Source organism: Bacillus sp. Medicinal_06, from assembly GCF_056711665.1.
The window spans coordinates 129,138-150,661 of the sequence record NZ_JBWYHD010000001.1; the positions used below are offsets into that span (position 1 = coordinate 129,138).

Annotated in this window: 23 protein-coding genes and 2 pseudogenes; 6 read left to right on the forward strand and 19 right to left on the reverse strand. The window is 32.1% G+C overall.

The window, feature by feature from the left end; all coding sequences use genetic code 11:
* Positions 1–7 precede the first annotated feature (7 nt).
* Positions 8–364, reverse strand: coding sequence for an FtsB family cell division protein (locus AC1M36_RS00680; protein ID WP_336451229.1), 357 nt, complete (start codon positions 362–364; stop codon positions 8–10).
* Between the two features lie 283 nt (positions 365–647).
* Here AC1M36_RS00680 and AC1M36_RS00685 point away from each other — a divergent pair, with 283 nt between their 5' ends.
* Entirely contained in the window at positions 648–1,574 is a 927-nt protein-coding gene (locus AC1M36_RS00685) for an aldo/keto reductase (RefSeq protein ID WP_431612994.1), read from the forward strand.
* Between the two features lie 89 nt (positions 1,575–1,663).
* On the opposite strand, the gene AC1M36_RS00690 is transcribed toward AC1M36_RS00685, so the two are convergent.
* The 4 genes from AC1M36_RS00690 to AC1M36_RS00705 all read right to left on the reverse strand — a co-directional run bounded on the left by AC1M36_RS00690 (position 1,664) and on the right by AC1M36_RS00705 (position 5,462).
* On the reverse strand, positions 1,664–2,137 hold the full coding sequence (locus AC1M36_RS00690; RefSeq protein ID WP_336451231.1) for an ankyrin repeat domain-containing protein: 474 nt from the start codon (positions 2,135–2,137) through the stop codon (positions 1,664–1,666).
* Positions 2,138–2,586: 449 nt separating this feature from the next.
* Complete coding sequence (locus AC1M36_RS00695) at positions 2,587–2,817, reverse strand: hypothetical protein (RefSeq protein ID WP_003198034.1); 231 nt, start codon at positions 2,815–2,817, stop codon at positions 2,587–2,589.
* 246 nt (positions 2,818–3,063) lie between these two features.
* Positions 3,064–4,863 (reverse strand): Xaa-Pro dipeptidyl-peptidase, encoded by a 1,800-nt coding sequence (locus AC1M36_RS00700; protein WP_336451232.1) that lies wholly within the window; start codon positions 4,861–4,863, stop codon positions 3,064–3,066.
* 104 nt (positions 4,864–4,967) lie between these two features.
* Positions 4,968–5,462: a transglycosylase SLT domain-containing protein gene (locus AC1M36_RS00705; RefSeq protein WP_336451233.1), complete on the reverse strand. Its 495-nt coding sequence runs from the start codon at positions 5,460–5,462 to the stop codon at positions 4,968–4,970.
* A 617-nt stretch (positions 5,463–6,079) separates the two neighbouring features.
* Between AC1M36_RS00705 and AC1M36_RS00710 the strand changes: the two genes are divergently transcribed.
* On the forward strand, positions 6,080–6,349 hold the full coding sequence (locus tag AC1M36_RS00710) for a DUF1292 domain-containing protein (RefSeq protein ID WP_336451234.1): 270 nt from the start codon (positions 6,080–6,082) through the stop codon (positions 6,347–6,349).
* A gap of 225 nt (positions 6,350–6,574) precedes the next feature.
* Entirely contained in the window at positions 6,575–6,784 is a 210-nt protein-coding gene (locus AC1M36_RS00715; protein ID WP_336451235.1) for a hypothetical protein, read from the forward strand.
* A 197-nt stretch (positions 6,785–6,981) separates the two neighbouring features.
* Here AC1M36_RS00715 and AC1M36_RS00720 read toward each other — a convergent pair whose 3' ends face one another.
* The 5 genes and pseudogenes from AC1M36_RS00720 to AC1M36_RS00740 all read right to left on the reverse strand — a co-directional run bounded on the left by AC1M36_RS00720 (position 6,982) and on the right by AC1M36_RS00740 (position 10,561).
* Positions 6,982–7,611: a class I SAM-dependent methyltransferase gene (locus AC1M36_RS00720; protein WP_336451236.1), complete on the reverse strand. Its 630-nt coding sequence runs from the start codon at positions 7,609–7,611 to the stop codon at positions 6,982–6,984.
* Positions 7,608–7,795: pseudogene (locus AC1M36_RS00725) on the reverse strand (hypothetical protein); the annotation flags it as partial. The pseudogene AC1M36_RS00725 and the gene AC1M36_RS00720, both read right to left, overlap by 4 nt.
* Before the next feature lie 5 nt (positions 7,796–7,800).
* Positions 7,801–8,214, reverse strand: a complete 414-nt coding sequence (locus tag AC1M36_RS00730; protein WP_336451237.1) for an Rrf2 family transcriptional regulator — start codon at positions 8,212–8,214, stop codon at positions 7,801–7,803.
* Between the two features lie 324 nt (positions 8,215–8,538).
* On the reverse strand, positions 8,539–9,921 hold the full coding sequence (locus AC1M36_RS00735; protein ID WP_336451238.1) for a sensor histidine kinase: 1,383 nt from the start codon (positions 9,919–9,921) through the stop codon (positions 8,539–8,541).
* Positions 9,914–10,561, reverse strand: coding sequence for a response regulator transcription factor (locus AC1M36_RS00740; protein WP_336451239.1), 648 nt, complete (start codon positions 10,559–10,561; stop codon positions 9,914–9,916). Before AC1M36_RS00740 ends, AC1M36_RS00735 begins: the two co-directional genes overlap by 8 nt.
* Positions 10,562–10,718: 157 nt before the next feature.
* Between AC1M36_RS00740 and AC1M36_RS00745 the strand changes: the two genes are divergently transcribed.
* A complete protein-coding gene (locus AC1M36_RS00745) occupies positions 10,719–11,135 on the forward strand; it encodes a hypothetical protein (RefSeq protein WP_336451240.1) in 417 nt (138 codons plus the stop codon).
* A gap of 47 nt (positions 11,136–11,182) precedes the next feature.
* Here the strand turns inward: AC1M36_RS00745 and AC1M36_RS00750 are convergent, their stop codons facing one another.
* The 5 genes from AC1M36_RS00750 to AC1M36_RS00770 all read right to left on the reverse strand — a co-directional run bounded on the left by AC1M36_RS00750 (position 11,183) and on the right by AC1M36_RS00770 (position 16,304).
* A complete protein-coding gene (locus tag AC1M36_RS00750; RefSeq protein WP_479845495.1) occupies positions 11,183–11,629 on the reverse strand; it encodes a GNAT family N-acetyltransferase in 447 nt (148 codons plus the stop codon).
* A gap of 78 nt (positions 11,630–11,707) precedes the next feature.
* The gene (locus AC1M36_RS00755; RefSeq protein ID WP_336451242.1) at positions 11,708–12,409 is read right to left on the reverse strand and encodes a 5'-methylthioadenosine/adenosylhomocysteine nucleosidase; all 702 of its coding nucleotides are present in this window, start codon (positions 12,407–12,409) and stop codon (positions 11,708–11,710) included.
* A 39-nt stretch (positions 12,410–12,448) separates the two neighbouring features.
* Positions 12,449–13,201, reverse strand: coding sequence for a WecB/TagA/CpsF family glycosyltransferase (locus AC1M36_RS00760; protein WP_336451243.1), 753 nt, complete (start codon positions 13,199–13,201; stop codon positions 12,449–12,451).
* 46 nt (positions 13,202–13,247) lie between these two features.
* Complete coding sequence (locus tag AC1M36_RS00765; protein ID WP_479845496.1) at positions 13,248–14,888, reverse strand: M3 family metallopeptidase; 1,641 nt, start codon at positions 14,886–14,888, stop codon at positions 13,248–13,250.
* Positions 14,889–15,023: 135 nt separating this feature from the next.
* The gene (locus AC1M36_RS00770) at positions 15,024–16,304 is read right to left on the reverse strand and encodes an APC family permease (protein ID WP_479845497.1); all 1,281 of its coding nucleotides are present in this window, start codon (positions 16,302–16,304) and stop codon (positions 15,024–15,026) included.
* 142 nt (positions 16,305–16,446) lie between these two features.
* Here AC1M36_RS00770 and AC1M36_RS00775 point away from each other — a divergent pair, with 142 nt between their 5' ends.
* Positions 16,447–16,881, forward strand: coding sequence for an Lrp/AsnC family transcriptional regulator (locus AC1M36_RS00775; protein WP_479845498.1), 435 nt, complete (start codon positions 16,447–16,449; stop codon positions 16,879–16,881).
* A gap of 73 nt (positions 16,882–16,954) precedes the next feature.
* Here AC1M36_RS00775 and AC1M36_RS00780 read toward each other — a convergent pair whose 3' ends face one another.
* From AC1M36_RS00780 to AC1M36_RS00790, 3 genes and pseudogenes are all read right to left on the reverse strand, one after another.
* Positions 16,955–17,791, reverse strand: coding sequence for an endonuclease I family protein (locus tag AC1M36_RS00780; RefSeq protein ID WP_336451247.1), 837 nt, complete (start codon positions 17,789–17,791; stop codon positions 16,955–16,957).
* Positions 17,792–17,878: 87 nt separating this feature from the next.
* Positions 17,879–19,300 carry a zinc dependent phospholipase C family protein gene (locus AC1M36_RS00785; RefSeq protein WP_479845499.1) on the reverse strand — a complete coding sequence of 474 codons (1,422 nt, stop codon included), beginning with the start codon at positions 19,298–19,300 and terminating at the stop codon, positions 17,879–17,881.
* A gap of 232 nt (positions 19,301–19,532) precedes the next feature.
* Positions 19,533–19,670 (reverse strand): annotated as a pseudogene (locus tag AC1M36_RS00790) (helix-turn-helix domain-containing protein); the annotation flags it as partial.
* A 480-nt stretch (positions 19,671–20,150) separates the two neighbouring features.
* Between AC1M36_RS00790 and AC1M36_RS00795 the strand changes: the two are divergent.
* Positions 20,151–20,354: a hypothetical protein gene (locus AC1M36_RS00795; protein WP_336451249.1), complete on the forward strand. Its 204-nt coding sequence runs from the start codon at positions 20,151–20,153 to the stop codon at positions 20,352–20,354.
* A 174-nt stretch (positions 20,355–20,528) separates the two neighbouring features.
* On the opposite strand, the gene AC1M36_RS00800 is transcribed toward AC1M36_RS00795, so the two are convergent.
* Entirely contained in the window at positions 20,529–21,446 is a 918-nt protein-coding gene (locus AC1M36_RS00800; RefSeq protein WP_479845500.1) for an aminoglycoside phosphotransferase family protein, read from the reverse strand.
* Positions 21,447–21,524 lie beyond the last annotated feature (78 nt).

Here is a 21,524-nt window from a genome sequence, read left to right on the forward strand (position 1 = left end):
TACATTCTTACTTAGGTAGTACAAATATAGTTTCGTTCGGCTTAGAGAATTGATACTCCTTTCTTGCATACTTTAAAATTTCTTCTTCATTATCTGTCAAATTATTAACTTCGCTTTTTAAATAACGTGAATCTTTTTCTAAAGAAATTAATTGCTTTTGCTGATTTTTAATCGTATCTCGCTTTTCTACAATTATTTCTTGCTGCTTATTAAGAATATATTGGACATAAAAAGTGGCGGAAAAAATAAAAATAAAAACGAAAATAAACCGGCGTAATTTTTTCTTATTTATAACTCGATATTCATTAGACTGTATTTGCTGTTGTGGCGTATTAGGAACATTTACTTTCTTGAGTTTCCTCATTTTTTAAATCCCCCTAACTCATTTTATTTCACTACCACAGGTGTACTTTCTTACTACCCTAAATTCTCTTCTCATAAAATAAGCTCCTCCATAAAAAAATCTCATAAATTAACCAATTAGAGATAGCTTTCGACGACATCTCTATATTTCAGATGAAAATTTTATTTTTTGTGCTATAAATTAGTGTTTTATGTTTTTAAGCTAAGCAAAAAGATCTCACAAACACATTCGCTTTTTCACTGAATAATTTATTAGGTATTCCTTTTATTAAGGAGGTAAACAAATGAAATACCGTGCATTAGGAAAAACCGGTTTAACTGTTTCTGAAATTGGATTTGGAGCATGGGCAATTGGCGGTGATGAATGGGGTCCTGTAAATGACAAACATTCTATCTCTGCAATGAAAACAGCAGTTGAATGCGGAGTGAATTTTATTGATACCGCTGATGTATATGGTTTAGGGCATAGCGAAAAATTAGTGGCACAAGCAATAAAAGAACATCGAAATGATATCGTTCTTTCCACAAAGGGAGGATTAGTTGGTCATCACTATGATCCTAATGGAGAACCTGTCTACGATACAGCAGAAAAGGTAATTGCAGTATTTGAAACGAGTTTACTCCGCCTTCAAACAGATTACATTGATGTTTATTTTTGTCATATTTGGTGGGATAAAAAAGAAGAAACCGAAGCCTTCCTTCGCGCATTTGAAATTTTAAAACGAGATGGAAAAGTAAGAGCAGTTGGTGTTTCTACGCATGACTTACAATATATTAAAAACTTTAATAAAGCCGGGAAAATTGATGTTGTACAGCTTGACTACAGCATACTAAACCGAGAACCTGAAAATGATATTTTACCTTACTTACAAGAGAAAAACTTAGGAGCTGTCATTCGGGGGCCATTAAAAATGGGGATATTGACTGGAAAGTTTACAGAACAAACAACATTTCCTGATGGTGATTTACGACAAGATTGGCCAAAAGAAACATGGTTTCAAGATGCTTTACGAAAGGTTGAGAAATTGAGATCACTTTCAAACCCTAAACGAACTTTGGGGCAACTGGCCCTTCGCTATGTACTATCGCATCCTGCTGTATCTGTTGCTATTCCCGGAGCAAAAACAGCTAATCAAGCAGCCGAAAATGCAGCTGCTTCTGTACGCCCTCTTCTATTAGAAGAAGAATTGGCATATATACAAGACTTCTAAAAAAAGATTGGTAGCAATGCAATGCTACCAATCTTTTTTGTTATTTTATTATTCTCATATTATATATGTATTGTTTATTTCAATTTCCTTTATACAAGATGTAGTAGATGCTGATGTCCCTTCTCTAACGCGATATCATATGCTGTTTTACCATCCTCTTTCTTAATATTTTTATCCGCTCCGTTTTCAATAAGTAAAGCTACGATTTTTTCATCGCCTAATAAAGCTGCTTCATGGAGCCCTGTCCAACCACCACTTTGTACAGCATTAACATCTGCCCCTTGTTCAATTAAAAATATAGCGAGTTCAATTTTTTTGTTTGCAATTGCTGCTTGAAGGGGTGTATTTTCATTTTGATTCTTCGCTTTCACATGTAAATTAGCACCCTTTTTCAGAAGGAAATTTGCAATTTCTTTATAACCAAAATAAGCTGCTAAATGAAGAGGTGTCCAGCCATCCTCACTATAAGAATGCACAAGATCTTGATCTTCATTTATTAATCCCACTACCTTCTCCTCTTCCCCATTCATTACTGCATTTGTAATTGCTACAATTGAATTCATCGTTATCCCCCCTTTTACATAGAATTATTTTATTTTCTAGCATAAATAATTCTATTAAACATGGTAAATTCCTTTTTTATCTAATTCGGTTTACATAATAATATTATAAGTATTATTTCATTTTCATTAATCATACAAAAAATGTTTTTATATTAAAAAGCAGCCCATTTCAAAAATGGACTGCTTTAGATTTAAACAAAACATATTTTTATATCATTTTTCTATTTCTTAATAAATACAAAAACATACACTACCAAATTGATCACTCTTTATTTTTTAAAATTCGGATATTCCTTTATAAATTAAAAAAAATGATTGTTAATTTAATAAAAAATAATGGTTAGGCAGCATCTATTTGGATTATTTTTTCAAATAAAATTTAAAAATCATTTTTATGTTTCATCTGAAAAATAATTGAATTTTATATTCTTTTAAAGATACAATAACTCCTACATTAACCTATAGCAATTTTGCCTTCTTCCCTTACCCGTCTCTTTTAATACGTACGATTTTACCACGAGTTCCGTTAACGAATCTGTTAATGTTTTATATGATAAATTAGATAGTGCTAGCAAATCATTTGTATATAAAATTCTATGTTTTTCTAACAGTAATAATACTAATCGTTCAGATGGCTTTAATGTTTCATCACTTTCTAGTATAAAATCTACATCTTTCATAGGATATATTCTCCTTATTTTAAAAATTACAATTATCCATTATTAATACGAAAATATTATATAATAAATCTGTTGTTATTTCAAAATAACATATTACCTATGCTAGGATTATAAGATATCCTTTTAGTGAAAAATAATCTCTCCCCTTCTTCTCTCCTTTATAACATCCTTTTGAAAATTTCATTTAACATCCATCTCCTTTTTTCAATACAAAAAAACAAAGCCTCCGAATGTGGAGGCTTCTTTCTATTTTACAATTGGTAATGTTACTTCACTTAATTTTACTGTAAGTTTCGTTCCTGCTTTTGGGCGAATTGTATAGTCATAGTCACTTGCAATTAATACGACTCCTATTTGATGGCCGGCTTGGAATACATAATCATCCGGCTGCATGTCCCATGTAAATGTATAATCTTTCCCTGGTATAATTGGCGTTGACTGTTCTTTTCCATTCAAGTTTTGTGGATCCATCCATCCTCTCGTTACAATTTCTGGTTTCGCACCGCCATAATCAACAAGTAATGCAGTTAAATTTGAGACTGGACGATCAATACTTCCCTTAAATGAAATTTTTGGTGTACCACTTATTCTCATTTCTTTTTCGAGCTTAGGCATTACATATACTAACCGATTTGATGATTCTAATTCTGGATTTGCTGCTAATTGATTCGATTTAATTTTTGCATCATCTAACAATGAAGATACTTGTTGCATCGCACCCACTCGAAGTGGTAAATCTACGGCTTTATTACTTAAAAGCATACGTATTTTAGACGAAGCTGCTGCAGGGTCTGGCCAATTTTTTAATTTCTGCCACGTTTTATTTTCTCGCTCGACATCTACCATCGGTTCGTTCATAATCCCATTTTCAATTCCGTATAACCAATAGTCAAACCATTTATTTTGTGTTTGCTGCCAGTTATTACTTGATGTTCCACCATGTCCACCTTGATGTAACCACATTTTGCGAGGAATATTATTTTCTCCAAGAGCTTCCCACCACTCTGAAAACTGTTTTGTCTTTACATTCCAATCGTTTAAACCATGTACAACAAATACACTTGCCTTTATATTTTTAGCATCCTTCACGTAGTTACGCTTATCCCAAAAATCATTATAATCTCCTGTTTTTCGGTCTTGCCCTTCAGTTAGCTCTTTCGTAATTTTTTGACAAACTTCAGGATTCTCTCTCGTTAATACTGCTTCGGCCATATTATCTGTATCTTCACCTTGGTAACCACCTGGTGCAACAACTGCACCATTTGCACGGTAATAATCGTACCAGCTACTAATTGCGGCAATCGGAATAATTGTTTTTAATCCTTCAACTCCGGTTGTTGCAACAGCGTTTGGTAATGTACCATTATAGGAAACTCCTGTCATCCCGACATTTCCTGTAGACCAATCCGCCTGTATTTCCTTACCATCTGCTGTGAATGCTTTCGCTCGTCCATTTACCCAATCAATGACAGATTTTGTACCGAGAATTTCTTGTTCGTCACCAGTTGTTGGACATCCATCTGATTTTCCAGTTCCGATGCTTTCTCCTAAAATAACGGCATATCCACGAGGAACATAGTAATTTCCATATGAACCGAGATTAGCTGGTCCTGCATAAGGTTTGCCTTCAGTAGGATGTAATTCTTCATCTACATTATAAACTGGGACGTCTTTTATTCCCGAACGGTAAGGACTCATTTCATAAATAACGGGAATTTTCACACCCGGTTCTGTTTTCGGTCGCATTACCTTTATCGATACACGATCTCTTTTTCCATCTCGGTCGCTATCAATCTCAGTTTCTACAAATAAATTTTCTACAATCGCCTCATCAGTTGAATAAATGGGCTTCGTCATTCCATTTTCCAACTCAATCTTTGTTGACTGAGCTAATGTTTCTGGCACTTTACCATTTAACGGTAAAGCAGAAAATTTTATCGAACTCTCTTCGCTTTTTTCTGCATGTACTGTAATACTCGAAATACTTGATGTAAATGTTAAAGAAAACATTGCTGAGAGTGCAACTGCTAGCTTTTTTTTCTTCAAATTTCTTCCCCCTTTATATTTTTCTATTACATCTTTCACTATACAACAAAATAACAGAAAATTCAGTTTGTTAAAGGGTGAAAACTTGAGAAATTTGTAATACTTTAATCTTTCTTATATAATTTATAGGATTTTTCTAATCCCACGTTGTATTTCGTATTGTTATCCGTCCAAGCTTCTTCTAAATTCCCAGGCCATCCTGATGTATTAGCTACATATTTTAAAAGCGCTAATTCTGTTAATCCTTTGTTTACTCCGCGTTTATAGGAATTTACCATATGCGAGATTGCTATTGTCGCATTCGTTTTTGCATCTTTTAAATTCTCTTCTGATAGTTGCGCAGGTGCTAATCCACCCCGATGTAACTGAAATAATCCAAAAGATGTCCCTTTATCTCCAACAGCTTTTCGATTAAATTTTGTTTCATGATCGGCAATTGTAAGTGGGATCCATTCTGGTATACCGTACTGTTTTGAGACTTCACTAATTACTAATTTATTATTTTCAATTTCTTTTTGTTTTTCATACTTCATATAAGCTGCATAACATAAAAGTGTCAACGTGCAAATTACTACTATATATTTTAATAATTGTTTCATAGATTCATCCCCTATATTGTGTATGTTTAATCCTGTATACCCCTACTATAAAATGTTCATGTGACATCTATTTGACAGAATGAAATTAAAAAATAAAAGACCGATTTTGCTAACATACTATTATTCGAAGAAGATACTATATTCAATATAGAAGCATAAATCCAAACGACTATGAACTGATAAATATACTGGCAGTACTCATGCACAGTTAAGATAAACTGTGTATAAATTGAGTAAGATAATAGTTTATCTATTTTTTCAGTTAAGTGGATCTTGATTTTCTGCTACTTATGTTTACCGCCACATGCCCATCAAGCTAATATTTTAAAATGTCTCCAAAACGGAAATTTTATTATTTTACAGTTATTTATGAAAGTTCAACTCATTTTTTTCGTTTTTTGGGGCAACCCATTTCTTAAGTTAATGGGCATATGACGAGAACCTAAAATGTATTCATTCATATTCACAGATGATGTCCTTTTAGTGGGATTCTTACGCTGAAGCAACAAGAAATTGTTGTTCTTTACGCATGAATTTGATTTTTTATGGAAAGATATACTAGTACGTATACGATTTGAACGTTCTATTTTTTAGAGCATAACAGGAGGAGAATGAATATGTCGGAAATTGAAGTAGGCGAAATTTTTACCCTTAGCGATGAGAGTAATGAGGAGCAGGAAGTTGAAGTGCTCGGAACGATGAATGTCGAAGGAGCAGAATACATTGCAGTTGGCTTTGTAGAAGACATTCAAACGGAAACAGAGGACGACATTGATATCTTCTTTTTAAAAGTAGAAGAAGATAGTGAATTCTCATACATTGAGAGCGACGAGGAATTTGAAAAGGTATCTGCTGCGTTTGAGAAAATTATGGACGAGCAAGAATAATATTAGTTGGGCACAAGAGGGGGATGTATATCTCCCCTCTGTTCTTGTATATAGGGATATCACCCCATTGTCATCAGCCTAGTACCTTGAAGTATCCCCAAAACGAATTTTCTATTTTATAGTTATTTATTAGAACTCAGATTATTTTTTTGTTTTACGGAACAACCCATTTCTTAAGTTGATGGGCATGTGGCGATTTCTCATATAAAGTAATTTTTATAAAAAATGAAGCAAGGAATAACTCTAGCTGAGTTTGCATCTAAAAAAGGCATAGATGAAGCAAAGTTAATCCATTATTTTGCAATAGAACAAAAAAAACAATTAGATATTGCACTAAATAAAGGGGAAATAGATCCTCAGATGTATCAAGATCTCTTACCTGATATCCATCATAGTATTTATAGAACTATTCATTATAATCCTAATTCTAAATAGACGTTTCCTTCTTGAGTTAGGATGAGATATACTTGATTAATTCAAATCATAAATTTAAATGATTATCAATGAACTTTCATGCTTTTCAAACGGCTTTATTGTAAATTAAACAATTTTTTGTTACTTAACGTGAATAGGTTACACATAAGCTTTATCAATTAACAATTCACTATTTTTGTTTTTTTATGCAATTGTAATTATAGTTCTTTTTGACATTTTACCATTATAAATTTAAATGGAGGTTTATTTTCCATATTCTTATGTGGCTCAACAATTTCCGAAAATTCTATCAGCCCATATTTTCCGAATTCTTGTTTTATCGAGTCAGAATCATAAAAAAACATTTTTACCCCTTCCATTATCTCGAAATAATCTTTACCCAGTTGTTTGCCCTTTCCAAACATTGGGGCTTCTTTTGAAATAGTAGTAAAAATCATATATCCGTTTGGCTTTAACTGATTATAGCAATCTTTAATAAACTTCTCTCTCTCACGATTATTCAATAAGTGAATAAGTGCATAACAAAATATACCATCATAAAGTTTGTTATCAAAAGGCATATCGGTTATTGAACCATGAAAAATACTAATATTAAGCTCATTTCGCCTTGCCAATTCAATCGCTGTTTTTGAAATCTCAATACCGGTTACATTCATTCCGTTGTCAATAAAAACCTTTGCATTTCTACCATATCCAATACCAGGAATCAATATATCCTTAACTTTCTTTTCAAGGAAAAAGTCCTTTGTCAAGATTGCGGAGTCTGAAGGTTCAAATCCCCACATCATTTGATTTTCTATAAAACTTGATTCCCAGAATTCTGTCATACTTCAATCTCCTTTACAAATATTAGCTCTCTTTTTTAAAACCTGCTGTTTTTGTATAAGCATAGGCTACATTACATTGAACCATAAAATTCTTTACCTTTATTGCTTCTTTATGTTTTCCTCTTTTTACACGCTTATGGTCTAATGAAAAATCATGGGCGAACTGAACATAACTCTTATTGGAGACATTTATGATTTTTTATTGATTTGGTTTGCAATATCAATAATATATTTATTGTTTAGTTCATCTTTCATCTTTTTTTCTGCTTCAAACATCACATTTTCAATTAAACAATCTCCATTTTTCAAGTCTTCATGTTCTAAAGAACATGTGAATAAAGTTGTTTTACCTTCAATAGCTTGAATTACATCTAAAAAAGAAATATTACCAGACTTTCTTACTATACTATATCCACCATTAACACCAGGATTGGATTCAATTAGTCCTGCTTTAACAAGTTTTGTTAAAATCTTAGAAAGATATGTTGGTGAGAGATTTTGAATTTTAGCTAACTGTTCTACTCCAATCGCTTTTCCTTTTGGTGTTAGTGTTAAATATACCATTGTGTGTAAAGCATAATTTGTAGCTTTTGAATATTTCATTACTTCCCCCCATTATAAATACATTAAAGATCTTTTATGTCTGGAATTCATTTTAATTTAAAGTGAAAGAAATAGCAAGCTTTTATGCAGAGTCTGAACATACTACGCACTTATTCACCCCCCTTCCTTTTCGTACAATAAAAAAAACCGCATCACTATCATTTCAGATAAGAGATTCCGTTACTCTTTTTATAAACGGTACAACTTTCTTATAAACAATGCATCTTTGTTTCAAACCGATAATAAAAAGAGCAAAAGCTCTCACAAATTAGTCATATCTAATTTGTGAGAGCTTCTTATTTTTAGCATTTAGGTCTTGCTAACTCAAAGTAAGTTCTTTTCTATATACATATAAAATTGTATTTCATTTTTTATAATGGAGACACCATACTCAAAACCATGTCGTTCTAAAATACTCTTTACAATAGCTAATCCTAATCCAGTCCCTGATATTTCTTTATTACGTGAAGCTTCTAATACATAAAATGGTTCCCAAATTTTTTCGATATCTGTACTTACTTCAGGGTTAATTCCATTTTGAATACTAAAATATACACAATCATTTCTTTCTTCCAATACAATCTTGATATTTTGATTTTCTGTATATTTGATTGCATTGGAAATTAAATTATTAAATACCATGTGCATTTTATCCAAATCTGCATATATACTAGCATTTTCTACGTAACAATCCATTTGTAAATGTATGCCTTTAGCCTGGAGTTCAATTTCATATTTATCAATTACACTTTGAATAAGTGGTACTACCTGAAATTCTTCTTTCTGCAGTAAGTCTCTTTCAAGCTTAGAAAAGCGAAGCAGTTCCTCTATTAAATTTGACATTTGATCCGTTTGTTTAATAATTGTATCCAAATATGTCCCATCATCTAGTCCATCTTGAATCCCCATTGAATATGCCTTAACTAATGCAATTGGTGTTTTTAGTTCATGAGTAATATCACCCATAAACTGCTTCAAATGTTCATTTCTATCCGTTAAATCTTGATGAGCTTCATGTAACTTATTACTCATAATATTAATGCTACTAGCTAATTCACCAATTTCATCGTTTGTTTTTACCTGCGATTGCTTAAATTTAAGGTTAGAAATATCTTCTGCGACATCGCTTAATTCTTTTAATGGAGTTGTAATTGTTTTGGATAGTACCCAGACTAGTACAACGACAAGTAATATTGAAAATCCTAAAATATATAAATAAAATGTGTTAAGTACCTCTATCAGTTCGTTTGAATGCGCAATCGAAACCCCTACTAAAATTAACATATCATTTTTAGCGATATATTTTGCAAAAAAGCTCGCTTTAAGCTTCTCTTGATCATATAATTTATTCGATTGTCCAGAACGCTTTACTTTCATTACCTCTTCTTTTGTAATCCAAAGCTTATTCAATGTCACCCTCTTATGGGCAAGCTGCGAACGTAATGCGTCATTCATTTCATCTTCTGTGCCTTTTATAGAAGTGTAAACAATTGTTACATTGTTTTCATTCTCAATTCGATTGATCATATCTACTAGTGTTTCATCAGAGGCAGATTGTATTTGAGTCGTAATTTCATTTAGGCTTTCTCTTGTCTTGTATATATTATATTTCGGCAAAAAATAATTTATTAATAATAGCGAAATTGTAAAAATAAGAATAATCGTTAAGGAAATACTTAGAAACAGTTTTTTACCAAGTTTATTCACGAGCTTCCTCCAAACTATACCCTAAACCACGATGCGTTTTAATAATCTCTTCACCTATTTTTTTTCGCAATCGTCTAACATGTGTATCCACTGTTCGCTCATCCCCGAAATAATCAAAGCCCCATACGATATCTAGTAACTTTTTACGCGTTAATATTGTACCTTTATGATTTAAAAAACATTTTATTAATTCTAACTCTGTTTTTGTAATTTCTAATTCTTTATCATTTTTATATACTTTATTTTTTAGTAAATTGATTTTTAAATTTTGAACTTGTATGACTTCATCTTGATTTAAAAGTTTTTTAGCACGTGTAAGTAAAATCCCTGGATGAAATGGCTTTTTTACATATTCATCCGCCCCGTTTTGCAAAGCCGCAAGTTCATCCTCATTTTCACTTTTAGCAGTTAGCATTAACACTTTCACGCTTGAGTTCTTTTTTATTTCCTGACATACAGTGATTCCATTCCTTTTTGGCATCATCCAGTCTAAAATAGCTAAATCAATTTTTTCTTCATAAAATCTTTCAAGTGCTTCTTCTCCATCCTTTGCTAGGAGAACTTGGAATCCTTCTTTCTCGAAATAAGCTTTTAATATTTTAAGCATATCCTGTTCATCATCCGCGATTAATACTTTCATGTGTTTCTTCCTCCATTAACTATCTGTAAACCTTATCATACCAAAGTAAAATGAGAAATTCATACTTATGGCGCTATCATACACTTTCTTTGTTACATAAATGTGACAAAAAATATTTATAGGATTTGAGGGAATAATAAATATGAGGTGTTGTTCCATGTTTAAAAAAATAGGATTCCTTTTTCTGTTTTCATTTTTATTATCAACAAATGTTCTCGCAGAAACAAATAAACAAATTGAAGTATTTGATTGTCAAAAAGAGATGGTCGTGCAAAAACAATCTCTAGATGCAGAAATTCAAAAAGAGGCAATACAATATGCAAAATCCATTACTGGCCCATTTAAAAATCTAAACGTTGTCCCTAAAACTGGTCATTTGATAAAAATCCCTTTATCTAAACCGGTTACCATTACAAACCAATGGATACATACAACGATAGATGAAGTTCTTGTACTCCTTCCGCTTAACGAAAAACCCTATATCATGATTTATGATGATGAAAATAATCCGCATTTTTATTATGTACAAGGTCATCCTGAACATTTATTGAAGCATTTAAAAGTAAAATTATAATTACTTATAAAAAAGATTCCATAAGCTTGTGCCGTATGGAATCTTTTTTATAACCTTAAATAATGAGTCGATCCTCGATACCCTTCACTTTTCCTAAATCCATTTGAAATATAAAATTGACTACCTTGTTTTGTGTCTGTATACAGAACGACAATTTGAAAATGCTCTTTTGCATCAGATAAGATTTTCTTTAATAATAAATTTCCTATCCCTTTCCTTCGATATGTTTTAGAAATATAAAACCTTCTTAACCGTCCAACTGCTTTAACTTTCGTATACGGATCTTGATTTATGCCACCAATTCCGATAAGAACTTCATCTTGAAAAACGCCATACAAGCACTCCCCCTTTTGATTAAATGTATTTGTTTTATCTCTGTATTCATTTACTAACTTTATAAGAAAGTTAAATCCTTCTTTTTTACTTTCTTCCACAAGATGAGTGGTATCAACTTGTGATAAGCTTTCAATTTGTTTCAATTGAAAGTTCCACATCTCCATCACCTACCAATAATATGAATTACTACCAAAAAAGGACTTTCCCCTTTACAAGAAGTCCTTTTTTCATTCCTATCACACTACTATATTACTTTTCATATTCTTAATCATTTCAACAATAATCCTCGAAGATTGATTCGCTGCGACTTTTGCAAAGCTTTCATAAGATATAGTTGCCTCATCATCTGCAGTATCAGAAATACACCGAATGACAAGAAATGGTACATCATTTATATACGCAACATGACCAATCGCCGAACCTTCCATCTCTACACAATGCGGCAAGTATTCAGCAATTAATTTCTCTTTCAGCTGCGCATCTTCAACAAAGCATTCTCCGCTTACAATTCTTCCCTCATAAACATTTCCTTCTAGCCCAATTGTATTACATGATTGTAATGCAAGCTCTCTCAATTCCTTATTTGCAATGAACGTTTCTTGAAACGGAAATAAATTCTTCATTTGTCCTTTATCTACATCATGATGTGTAACATTCGTGGAAATTACGAGATCTCCAACTTTAATACCTGTATGTAATCCACCTGCAACGCCAGTATTAATCATACAATCTACTTCGAATTTGTTTATTAAAGTTTGTGCACATGAAGCAGCATTCACCTTTCCAACACCACAGCGAGTAAGGATAATTTCTTTATTCATAAATGTTCCTTTATAAAAAGGCATTTTGGCAATCGTAAATTCTTCTTGAATCTCTATTTTTTCTAAAAGTAAGTCTATTTCAATTTGCATTGCTCCAATAATACCGATTTTTTTCATTTGTCATTTCCCTCTTCTCGATTACATATACAGTTTAAGTTAATGAACACTTTTCCGGACTCTCTCAGCCATAACTGATACTAAAAATTTCGGAAGGACAAGCTGCCTTTTTATTCTCTTAGGCTGTGTTACTAATCTATATAACCATTCTGTACCAGTATCCCTCATTAGTTTTGGAGCTCGTTTTACTGTTCCGGATAAAATATCAATCATACCTCCAATCCCAATAGATAAAGGTACGTTTAATTTTTGCAGATTTTCATAGATGAATAACTCTTGCTTAGGAGATCCTAACCCTACCAATAGTAAGTGCGGTTCGAATTGTTGAATTCGAAGTTTAACTTCTTCTATCTGCTCTTCATTTACAAAGCCATGTTGTCCTTCAAAAGTAGCATGTGGAAAACGCATTTTTAAATTTCCTAATGCTTTCTCATTACTTTCTGGTGCAGCACCAAAAAGAAACACACGGTATCCCTTTTGATTACAATACTCTATTAAGTCATGCGTTAAATCTGCACCTGTCACACGCTCTTTCAATTTTCCTTTTAAAATTTTAGAGCCGAGTATCACACCTATTCCATCTGCTGTTATTAAATCCGCAGATAGTAAAATGTTTTTGAAACGTACAGATTCAGCTGAAGTTTCTTTAGCAGACATCACAATTTCAGGATTCGCTGTAACAATAAACCTTGGTTTATTTTCCTTTTCAGATAACCAATTTTTTAATAAAGCTATTACTTTTTTATACTCTAAGCTACAAAATGGTATTCCTTTTATGTACTGTTGTTCCATTTCTTACATACACTTCCCTTATGGTTCTTATATTATAATAAATGACTTATACTTCTTCTTTTACAAGCTGTAAATACTCATCAACATCCTTATTTATTTGAAGCAATGCTTTCTCCCAAAACTCATAATTAGCAAGGTCGATATGAAAATATTGTTTCACCAACTCTTCAACTGGACGCTTTCCAGTCTCACACAAGAATTTTTTGTACTTCGAATGCAATTCACCACCATCTTGCTTTGCAATTTCTAATAATCCTAAACTGAGTAGATAACCAAATGTATATGGATAGTTATAAAATGGAACATTTGCCGTATAAAATTGAACATATTTCATCCAAACAAAAGGTTGATATTCTGTTAAACAATTACCATAAGCTACTTCTTGTGAACGTATAGATATGTTTTCTATTTCATCTGCACTTAACGGCCCTTTTTGAATTTCTTCATAAAAAGTTTGCTCAAATTGAAAGGATGCTCGAATGGCCATTACATAATTAAAGCTATTTCTGATTTTCCAGCTGAGCAACGATTTTCTCAGCTCTCTACACTCTGCTGTTTTAACTAAGTAATCTACAAGTACCATTTCAAAGAAAATGGATGCTGATTCAGCCATACTCATTGGAAGATAATCATCCAAAAATGCGGTAGACTGCTCATGACTCATTACATAAAAATGCCATGCATGTCCTAATTCATGCGCTAATACTCTTACACTATCAATTGTTCCATCATACCGTAATGAAATTCGAGACTCTCCTTCGCTTAAAAAAGGAGCACAAAATCCACTAGGAGGCTTATTATCTCTTGGCTCAGCATCTACCCAACCATTCATAATAGCGTGCTGTGCAAATTGTGCTAATTCTTCATCAATACTCTTTAAAGCATCGTATATATCCTTTACTGCTAGTGAAAAAGGGATTTCAATCTGATTACTTTCTTCTAATGTCATCAAATCATGCCAAGTAAATATCTCTTTATTACTTTTATGAAACGCTATAACACTTGATAACTTTTCAAGATTCCTTTCAATTGCATCCCACATTTCCAATAATGCATTTTTAGAGATACCGTTTGCTTGAAGAGATTGTGACAAGACTCCCTTTTCTTGCAGCAGATTACTTTTTAGATTACGCAATCTCCCCATTTGATTAAGTACGCTAGCAAATACTGTTTTCTCTTTTTCTAATGCCTTAGTAAAAGAAGAAAATACTGATAATCTTTCATGATGAGTTTCAGCATTCATCGCAAGATAGTTTGCTTTTCCAAATGAAAAGACTTCATTATTATTATGTATTTCCAGTCTATTTCGTAATTGTATGTACATGTCTTCCCAAGTTTTTAATTCATTTTCTATAAAATTGATATTTTGATATTCGGAGAAGTTACTTTTTTCACAATTCGCTTCTTGTAGTAATAAACGAACTTCAGTTTTTAAATCATTTATTTTTGTATGTGGTAAAACAACTGTAGATTCATCTACTTGTTCAGTAGAAAGACAGTAGAAGTAATACTCTGCCTTTTCAATACTTTGTATAATTCTTGAAAGGATTGCTGAGTCTCGATTTTCTTTATATGTTGCTATTAATTGCTCAATTTTCTCTTTTTCTGTAGAAAACATAGGGTCTTTTGTTTCAGGATATAATCTTTCCAAATCCCACCGCGTTGGATGATTGATGATTTGATTCATTTTATAGCCTCCTGCTTTTACAGATACTTACAATCATGCATTCATTCGCTAATTATATACGAATTATTTTAATTTTAATATCTTGAAATATTCCGACTTTTATGTAAGTATTTTATTTTCCTTTTCTATTTCTTCTTATCTATATATCGTGCATTTACTGCCTCTTCTTTTGGGTATGTATAGATACACTAAACACATCAACGCAACTACAATCGGAATGGCAATTACATCACCAATAAACGGATATACCATTACGCAACATGTAAATGCTGTTACAGAAAAAATCTTTCCTAGTCTATTCTTGATTAGCTTTATTCCCGCTGCAGTACCTACTATATATGTAACAATTCCTAACGAATTAGGGATTAATACTAATTTATCTAGGTTAATATGAAAAATAAAACTTATGAAAATCCCTGCTATTGCGATGAACCCAACTGTCATTAAGGCATACGTCGGTGTATTCCTTTTATTATTTAAATATCCAAGATACTTAGGTGCAAATCCTTCTTTTCCTAAAGAATAACCAAGCCGGCTCATACTTACTATAAATGCATTTGTTGTACCTAAGCAAATCATGAAAGCTACTAATCCAACTAACCATGCAAATTGGTCACCTAATATATCTTTGATAACGATTACTAGAGCAGTACTATTATCAGACTCTGTAGAATATGATTTCGTACCAATTACTGAAACGGCAATGCCTATATATAAAAATCCAATAATCACAATAGCAACTCCTGTAGAAAAAATGATATTCCTTTTTCTTGGAGATTTAAATTCTGGTGCTAAACTTGAAATTGCTTCCCATCCAAAAAAAGACCAAAAAATTAATAATGACGCATGTAAAATAGGTTGTATATTATTTACTGAAACGTTCATGTTCATATTCTTCATTTCAATATTAGGTAATGAGCAAACAATGGTTATAAATAAAATAAGAAAAGTTAATACGCCTATACACACTTGAAATACTCCGCTCATTTGTAACCCGAAGACATTTGAACAAATAGCTGTACTTAATATAATAAAAGCAATTACATATGCAAAGTAAGCAGGGAAATCGAAGACTTTAGTAATATACATCCCGACCGTTAGAGACACGATAATTTGTCCAACACTTCCAGCAATAAAAAAACACCACCCTATTATAGCCCCAACATTTTTCCCAAAAGCTTTTTCAGAAAACGTTGCAATTCCACCTGCACTAGGATACTCAATAGATAAAAAGGCAAACGTAAACGCAAGCGGGATACTGAGCAAAATCATTATAAACCAAGAAATAATAGCATTTCCCTCCGCTATACTAGCTGTCATACCTGGTAAAATAAGAATTCCTGATCCTAAAACTGCTCCTACATATAAAGCGGTTCCCTTTCGAATAGAAATCGTTTCCTTAAAATCATTAGACATTCTATGCACCCCCATTTATATTTAAATTATAGAAAGTTATTTATCTATTTTATATTCAAAAATGAACATAGTTTTTTTCTAAACTTTATATTATGAAGGTATTTTAGTTACTTATTTTCACTTTCGTAAAGGAGTGCATATTATGGATGAAATCGATAAAAAAATAATTTTACTTTTACAAGAAGAAGCCAGAATGACGATTAAAGAAATGACGGAACATTTACACCTTAGTCGTCCTAGTGTTACGGAAAGACTCAAACGATTACATGATGCAGGGATAATCGAAAAATATACAGCACGTATTTCTCCTGATGCAGTTGGCAAAGGAATTCAAGCGTTTTTAAGAATAGAGAACTTAAAAATCTCCTGTAAAAAATTCGAAGAGAAAATATACAACGAACATAGAATACTTGAATGTCATCGAGTAACAGGAGAAAGTAGCTATTACTTAAAAGTAGCTGTGCAATCAATGAAAGAATTAGAAGCATTAATCGATATTGTAATCCCATTTTGTTCTGTAAAAACCTCTATGATACTCTCCTCACCAATCCCTTATAGACCAATTATTGTAGAATAAATATAAGAAAGGAGTGGTCATAAGGACCACTCCTTTCTACTTTAAATTTTTACAAAATCATGATTTTACTTATTTATTTCCAAATCTCATTTACCCATTCAGGATGATCAATAAATGGATTCCGGTTATGTTGATACTTTGTATAGATAATTTCATTGCGATTTTGTTCAAAATCATCGACAGGATCTTGTTCATTCCATTTTAGTAAGACTGATAGTTTCCCCATATATGGATCTTTATTGTTATTCACTTTTTCATTAAGTTCTAAATCTATTTCACCATTATCTCCTTCATAACGAACAGCCATGTAAAACAACATTCTAGCGATATCTCCTTTTACACTATCACGAGGTTCCCAAGAATCACTATCAAATTTACATTCTGTTGCTTCCGAATGATTCACACCGCCATTATCAAAATCCAAATTTCCACGTGAACTATTTACAGATACATCCGTCGCTCTTAAATGGTGAAGATCCGTTCCTGGTCCTGCTGCTGTCCCAAAATCACCATGAGATTTTGCCCAAACATGCTCTCGGTTCCAATTATCTACTCCTGAACCATTTGTAAATTTTCCTTGCGAACGCCCTGTATATAAAAGAAGCACGTTATTTTTATTATTTGGATCTTCATCAGTATCTCTTAGTGCTTCCCAAACCGCACTGTATGATATCTTTGTATGATTATCAATAATAGTATGAAGCTCCTTTTTTAATTCTGAACCCGTTTTCCCCTTCGCACTATTATAATACGTATCATCATAATTAGTTGCGATTACCCCTTGATTTACTTTTGAGGCCGAGGAAGCTCCTTCACCATATACGGTATCTGTAAATGCTAGGGATGAAGAACCTAAAATAAAAAATGAAGAAATAGTAAAAATAGCAAGTTTTGTATTTCGAAACGTCATATACAGCTATCCCCTTTAAAATTTAATATAAACACATTAAATATTTCAAAATTACATACACATTTTCTCTCTTTACGATAGAAAATCCTATTCAGCCTGTATAAATTTCCATGCTTTTGGTTTTTCTGTTTTCTTTCCTAACACTATCCAGCTTTTCTCTTTTCCATTTTCTTGATAATTCACTGGGTATCCATCTGTATATAGGTAGTATTCAGATGGATTACCCGGATTTGGATACACTTTAAACTGCGCAGTATTTGTTTTTTGTTTTGCAAGATGTACCCAGTTTGTCAAGTTAGAGTAGTTTAGAAATACGTAATTATCATAATTTGATTGCGTCATTTTCAGCAGTACACTTTCTCCCCTATGAAGGATACCGTTATTCTCTTTATCAAATACAAACTGAACTGGCGTACCATGAACTTTATTATCGTCTACGTAATTAGATAATAGTGCATAGTCATTCCTCGCATACACTTCAAAGGTCAAACCTCTATTTGAAAGCTCACTTGGCACAATGAAGTATTTTTTATTTTCTTGTATTGCTTCTCCTTCAGAATCTTTCACTACAGTATTTTCAATTTCTTCAGCGGCAGCATTTCCAACAAATGTTTTAAACCATAAATGAATAAATCCCGCTGTATTTCTTTGTGCGTTCTCTAAACTTCTCTGGACAGCTGGCATAACTTCTTGTTGCCAAAGAACATTGTTCCCTTTATTATAGTGAGATTTAATCTCGTCATTGGTAATGTTCCCGATTTCCACTTTTGCGAGTCTCGCTGTTTCATGTATCCACTGTTTCGGATCATTAGAATCAACTAAATTATATGTTCCCTTGTCATCCTTCACTTCAAATTGTGTCTGAATAGTAGTCACATAATTCTCAAAAGCGCTATGAAACTTTAAAGCACTCATATCAACAGCCGTAAAATTAGCGGCATGCATTGGTTGAGTCGCATCTGTAAAATAATGCGTTGCAACACCTAAATAATAAAAAGCTTGTTTTTGATCACCCTTCTTAAAGTATTCACCTGCTAAATTAAAATATTTATCTCCTTGCGAGAGGGCTGTTGGCTCCTCTTCCCCTTTATAGTTCTTTCTCGTATCAGGATCGTAGAAATGAGATTTCCATCCTCCCCTAATTAGCCCATCGATGCCGATTGTACCTGTACCTCCATCGTTAAACTCATCAATGTAATCAGCATCATAAAGACCTCTTTCAAATAACTCCTTATATTCAGGAGTATTTAAAAATTGCAATTCATTTTCTTGAACCGTCTTATCTTGATTGCGACTCATAATTTGAATCGCATTTCGTGCAATCCATAAATGCGTACTTTCATTAGGGTGATGCGGATGCTCTGCAGACCACCTCTTCACACGTTTGTGCTCTTGATTCTCCTGTTTCATTACTTCTCCTATTCCACAAGCTTCTGCTACTGTTGGGATTACTGTAGCACTAGAAGTAATTGCTGTTATGAGAGCCAATGTACATAATTTATTTTTCATACCATTCTCCTAAGTCTTAATTTCATTGATAACGTAAACGGTTTCACTTCGAAGTAAAAATATCCTTCTACATTAAAAATGTAGTTTAATAATAACTTATATATTTTGATTTATTTATGCAATTATACATATTTGATTACTAGCTAAAAAGGAAACGGTTCACAATAAAAATCTCTATGTAACAAAATATAAAACAGAAGATTAAAAATAAGAGTTACTACCATTTTCAATATTCTGACACCTTAGCTAAGAAACCATTTGATTTTAATATTCTACTTAAATCAGCGATAGAGCATACTCTCGACACGAGTTCACCTTGTGACATTCCTTTATGTATACGAATTTGACGGATTCTTTCCCCGATTTGCATGTTTCCACCTCTCATTTAAACATTCCCAATAATGAAATAACTATTTAAATACTGATGTACTATATTTTAATTGTACTGTTGTAATTCTATAATTTCTATCCACTTGTTAAAAAAATTGGTAAAAAATCCAATTTTTTCGTCATTTTTTTTATAAAATTTAACTACTTGTTATTAACATAAGCAGCATTGTATACTTTAAATACGATAAACTTGCTAGAAAAAATTTGAAACAATTGTTATTTTTATCCTATCTTTAGTAGCTTGCACTTATTTTTTACACAAATAAGATGAATCGGATATTATACATGTAATATCCGATTCATCACACCAACTTATTACATATGGATTTATCTATTACGTATTCAAAAAATCAAAATATCTTAATAGACAAAATAACGGTTGTTATGTGAGCAACAAGTAGTTATAGTTTATCGATTATTACAATCAAAAATATTTATTAAATAAGAAAGAGGGATGAATATGGTTTGGAGAACACATGACAGAAAGGCACGAAAAATAGTAAGATATGCTGCAGGATTTGTTATCCTTTTAATACTAGTATCCTTTATCTATCAGTGGAATAACGGTTTAGTGATTGATACAACTGAAAGAGTTTCTTTCGGGCTAGTTCTTACTACTTTCCTTTCAAGCTTCTTACCCGTTAAAAAACAAATTAATGAATAAAAAAAGCACTTGCGGTTTGACCTAAGTAGTTCAGTTATTATGGGGAAAATTCCTAATCACAGCCTCAATATTAAATCACATAGTAAATAGCACATAAAAAGCTCAGAGTTTATGTATCTGAGCTTTTCTTTTTAAAGACAGCACTAAATTAAAGCCCTATTTAATAATAGTAAATTATTTAAAGGAGTTATACCATATAGGCTTATTCGAATTAAAAAAATCATGGTCTCTTACTATTAAATCAATCCTTTCTAAAGCATCATTAAATGATGCAGGATCATATTTTCTAGTCCATACAATGGTAGAAAATATATTCATCGCGGCATATAGTGCGTACAACCGCCAGAATGTTTCGTCAGGTTCGTATCGAAAATAACCTTGTATCTGTCCAATACAAAAAGGGATACTTTGCCTTCTACTAAATAATGAAAGGTTATAGAAATCATGATATGGGTCACCAAAGTCATATCCATTAAAATCAATTACTCCATTATAATTATCATGAAGTACTATGATATGTCCTAAATGAAAATCATCATGAAGTAATGTTACTGGTCTATTCTTTAACAAAGATATGTTATCCTCAATGAACGTGATTAATTTATCTTCCTTTTGAAGTTGGAAGTTGTCTCTTTTATACTCATTTAAATAAAAGTTAAATTTCTTTTTTTGAACTTCCTCCCAGTTCATATATTTGGGAGCTTTAAATTGATGGATTTTTCTTAATTCTTCCCCTGCAGCTATTCCAATTTTATATTGCTTTTCATCAGATATATAAGCAATTACTTCATTTACAGGAGTTCCTTCAATATAACTCATTACCATCAAAGATAGTTGCTTATCTTTTAATACTCTATATTCTATCGGCTTGTGAGTTTGTACATGTAATGTATCTAATTCTTTAAGTAATGTAAATTCTAATTCTTTCTTATCATTTTGTTTTGTATCTAAAACACGCAGAAAATAATCGTTATTCCCCACGCTGACAATGTATTTACTATCTAATGAATACCCCTTTTCAATTTTTCGGATAGATGAATATCCATTTAGACACGGTAATTCATCAATTATATCGTTAATCAAGTATGACATATTCTCACTCTCTCTATGAAAATTTCAGAAAAATAGAATAACAATTTATACAATATCTGTCAAAAAAATATGTGTATT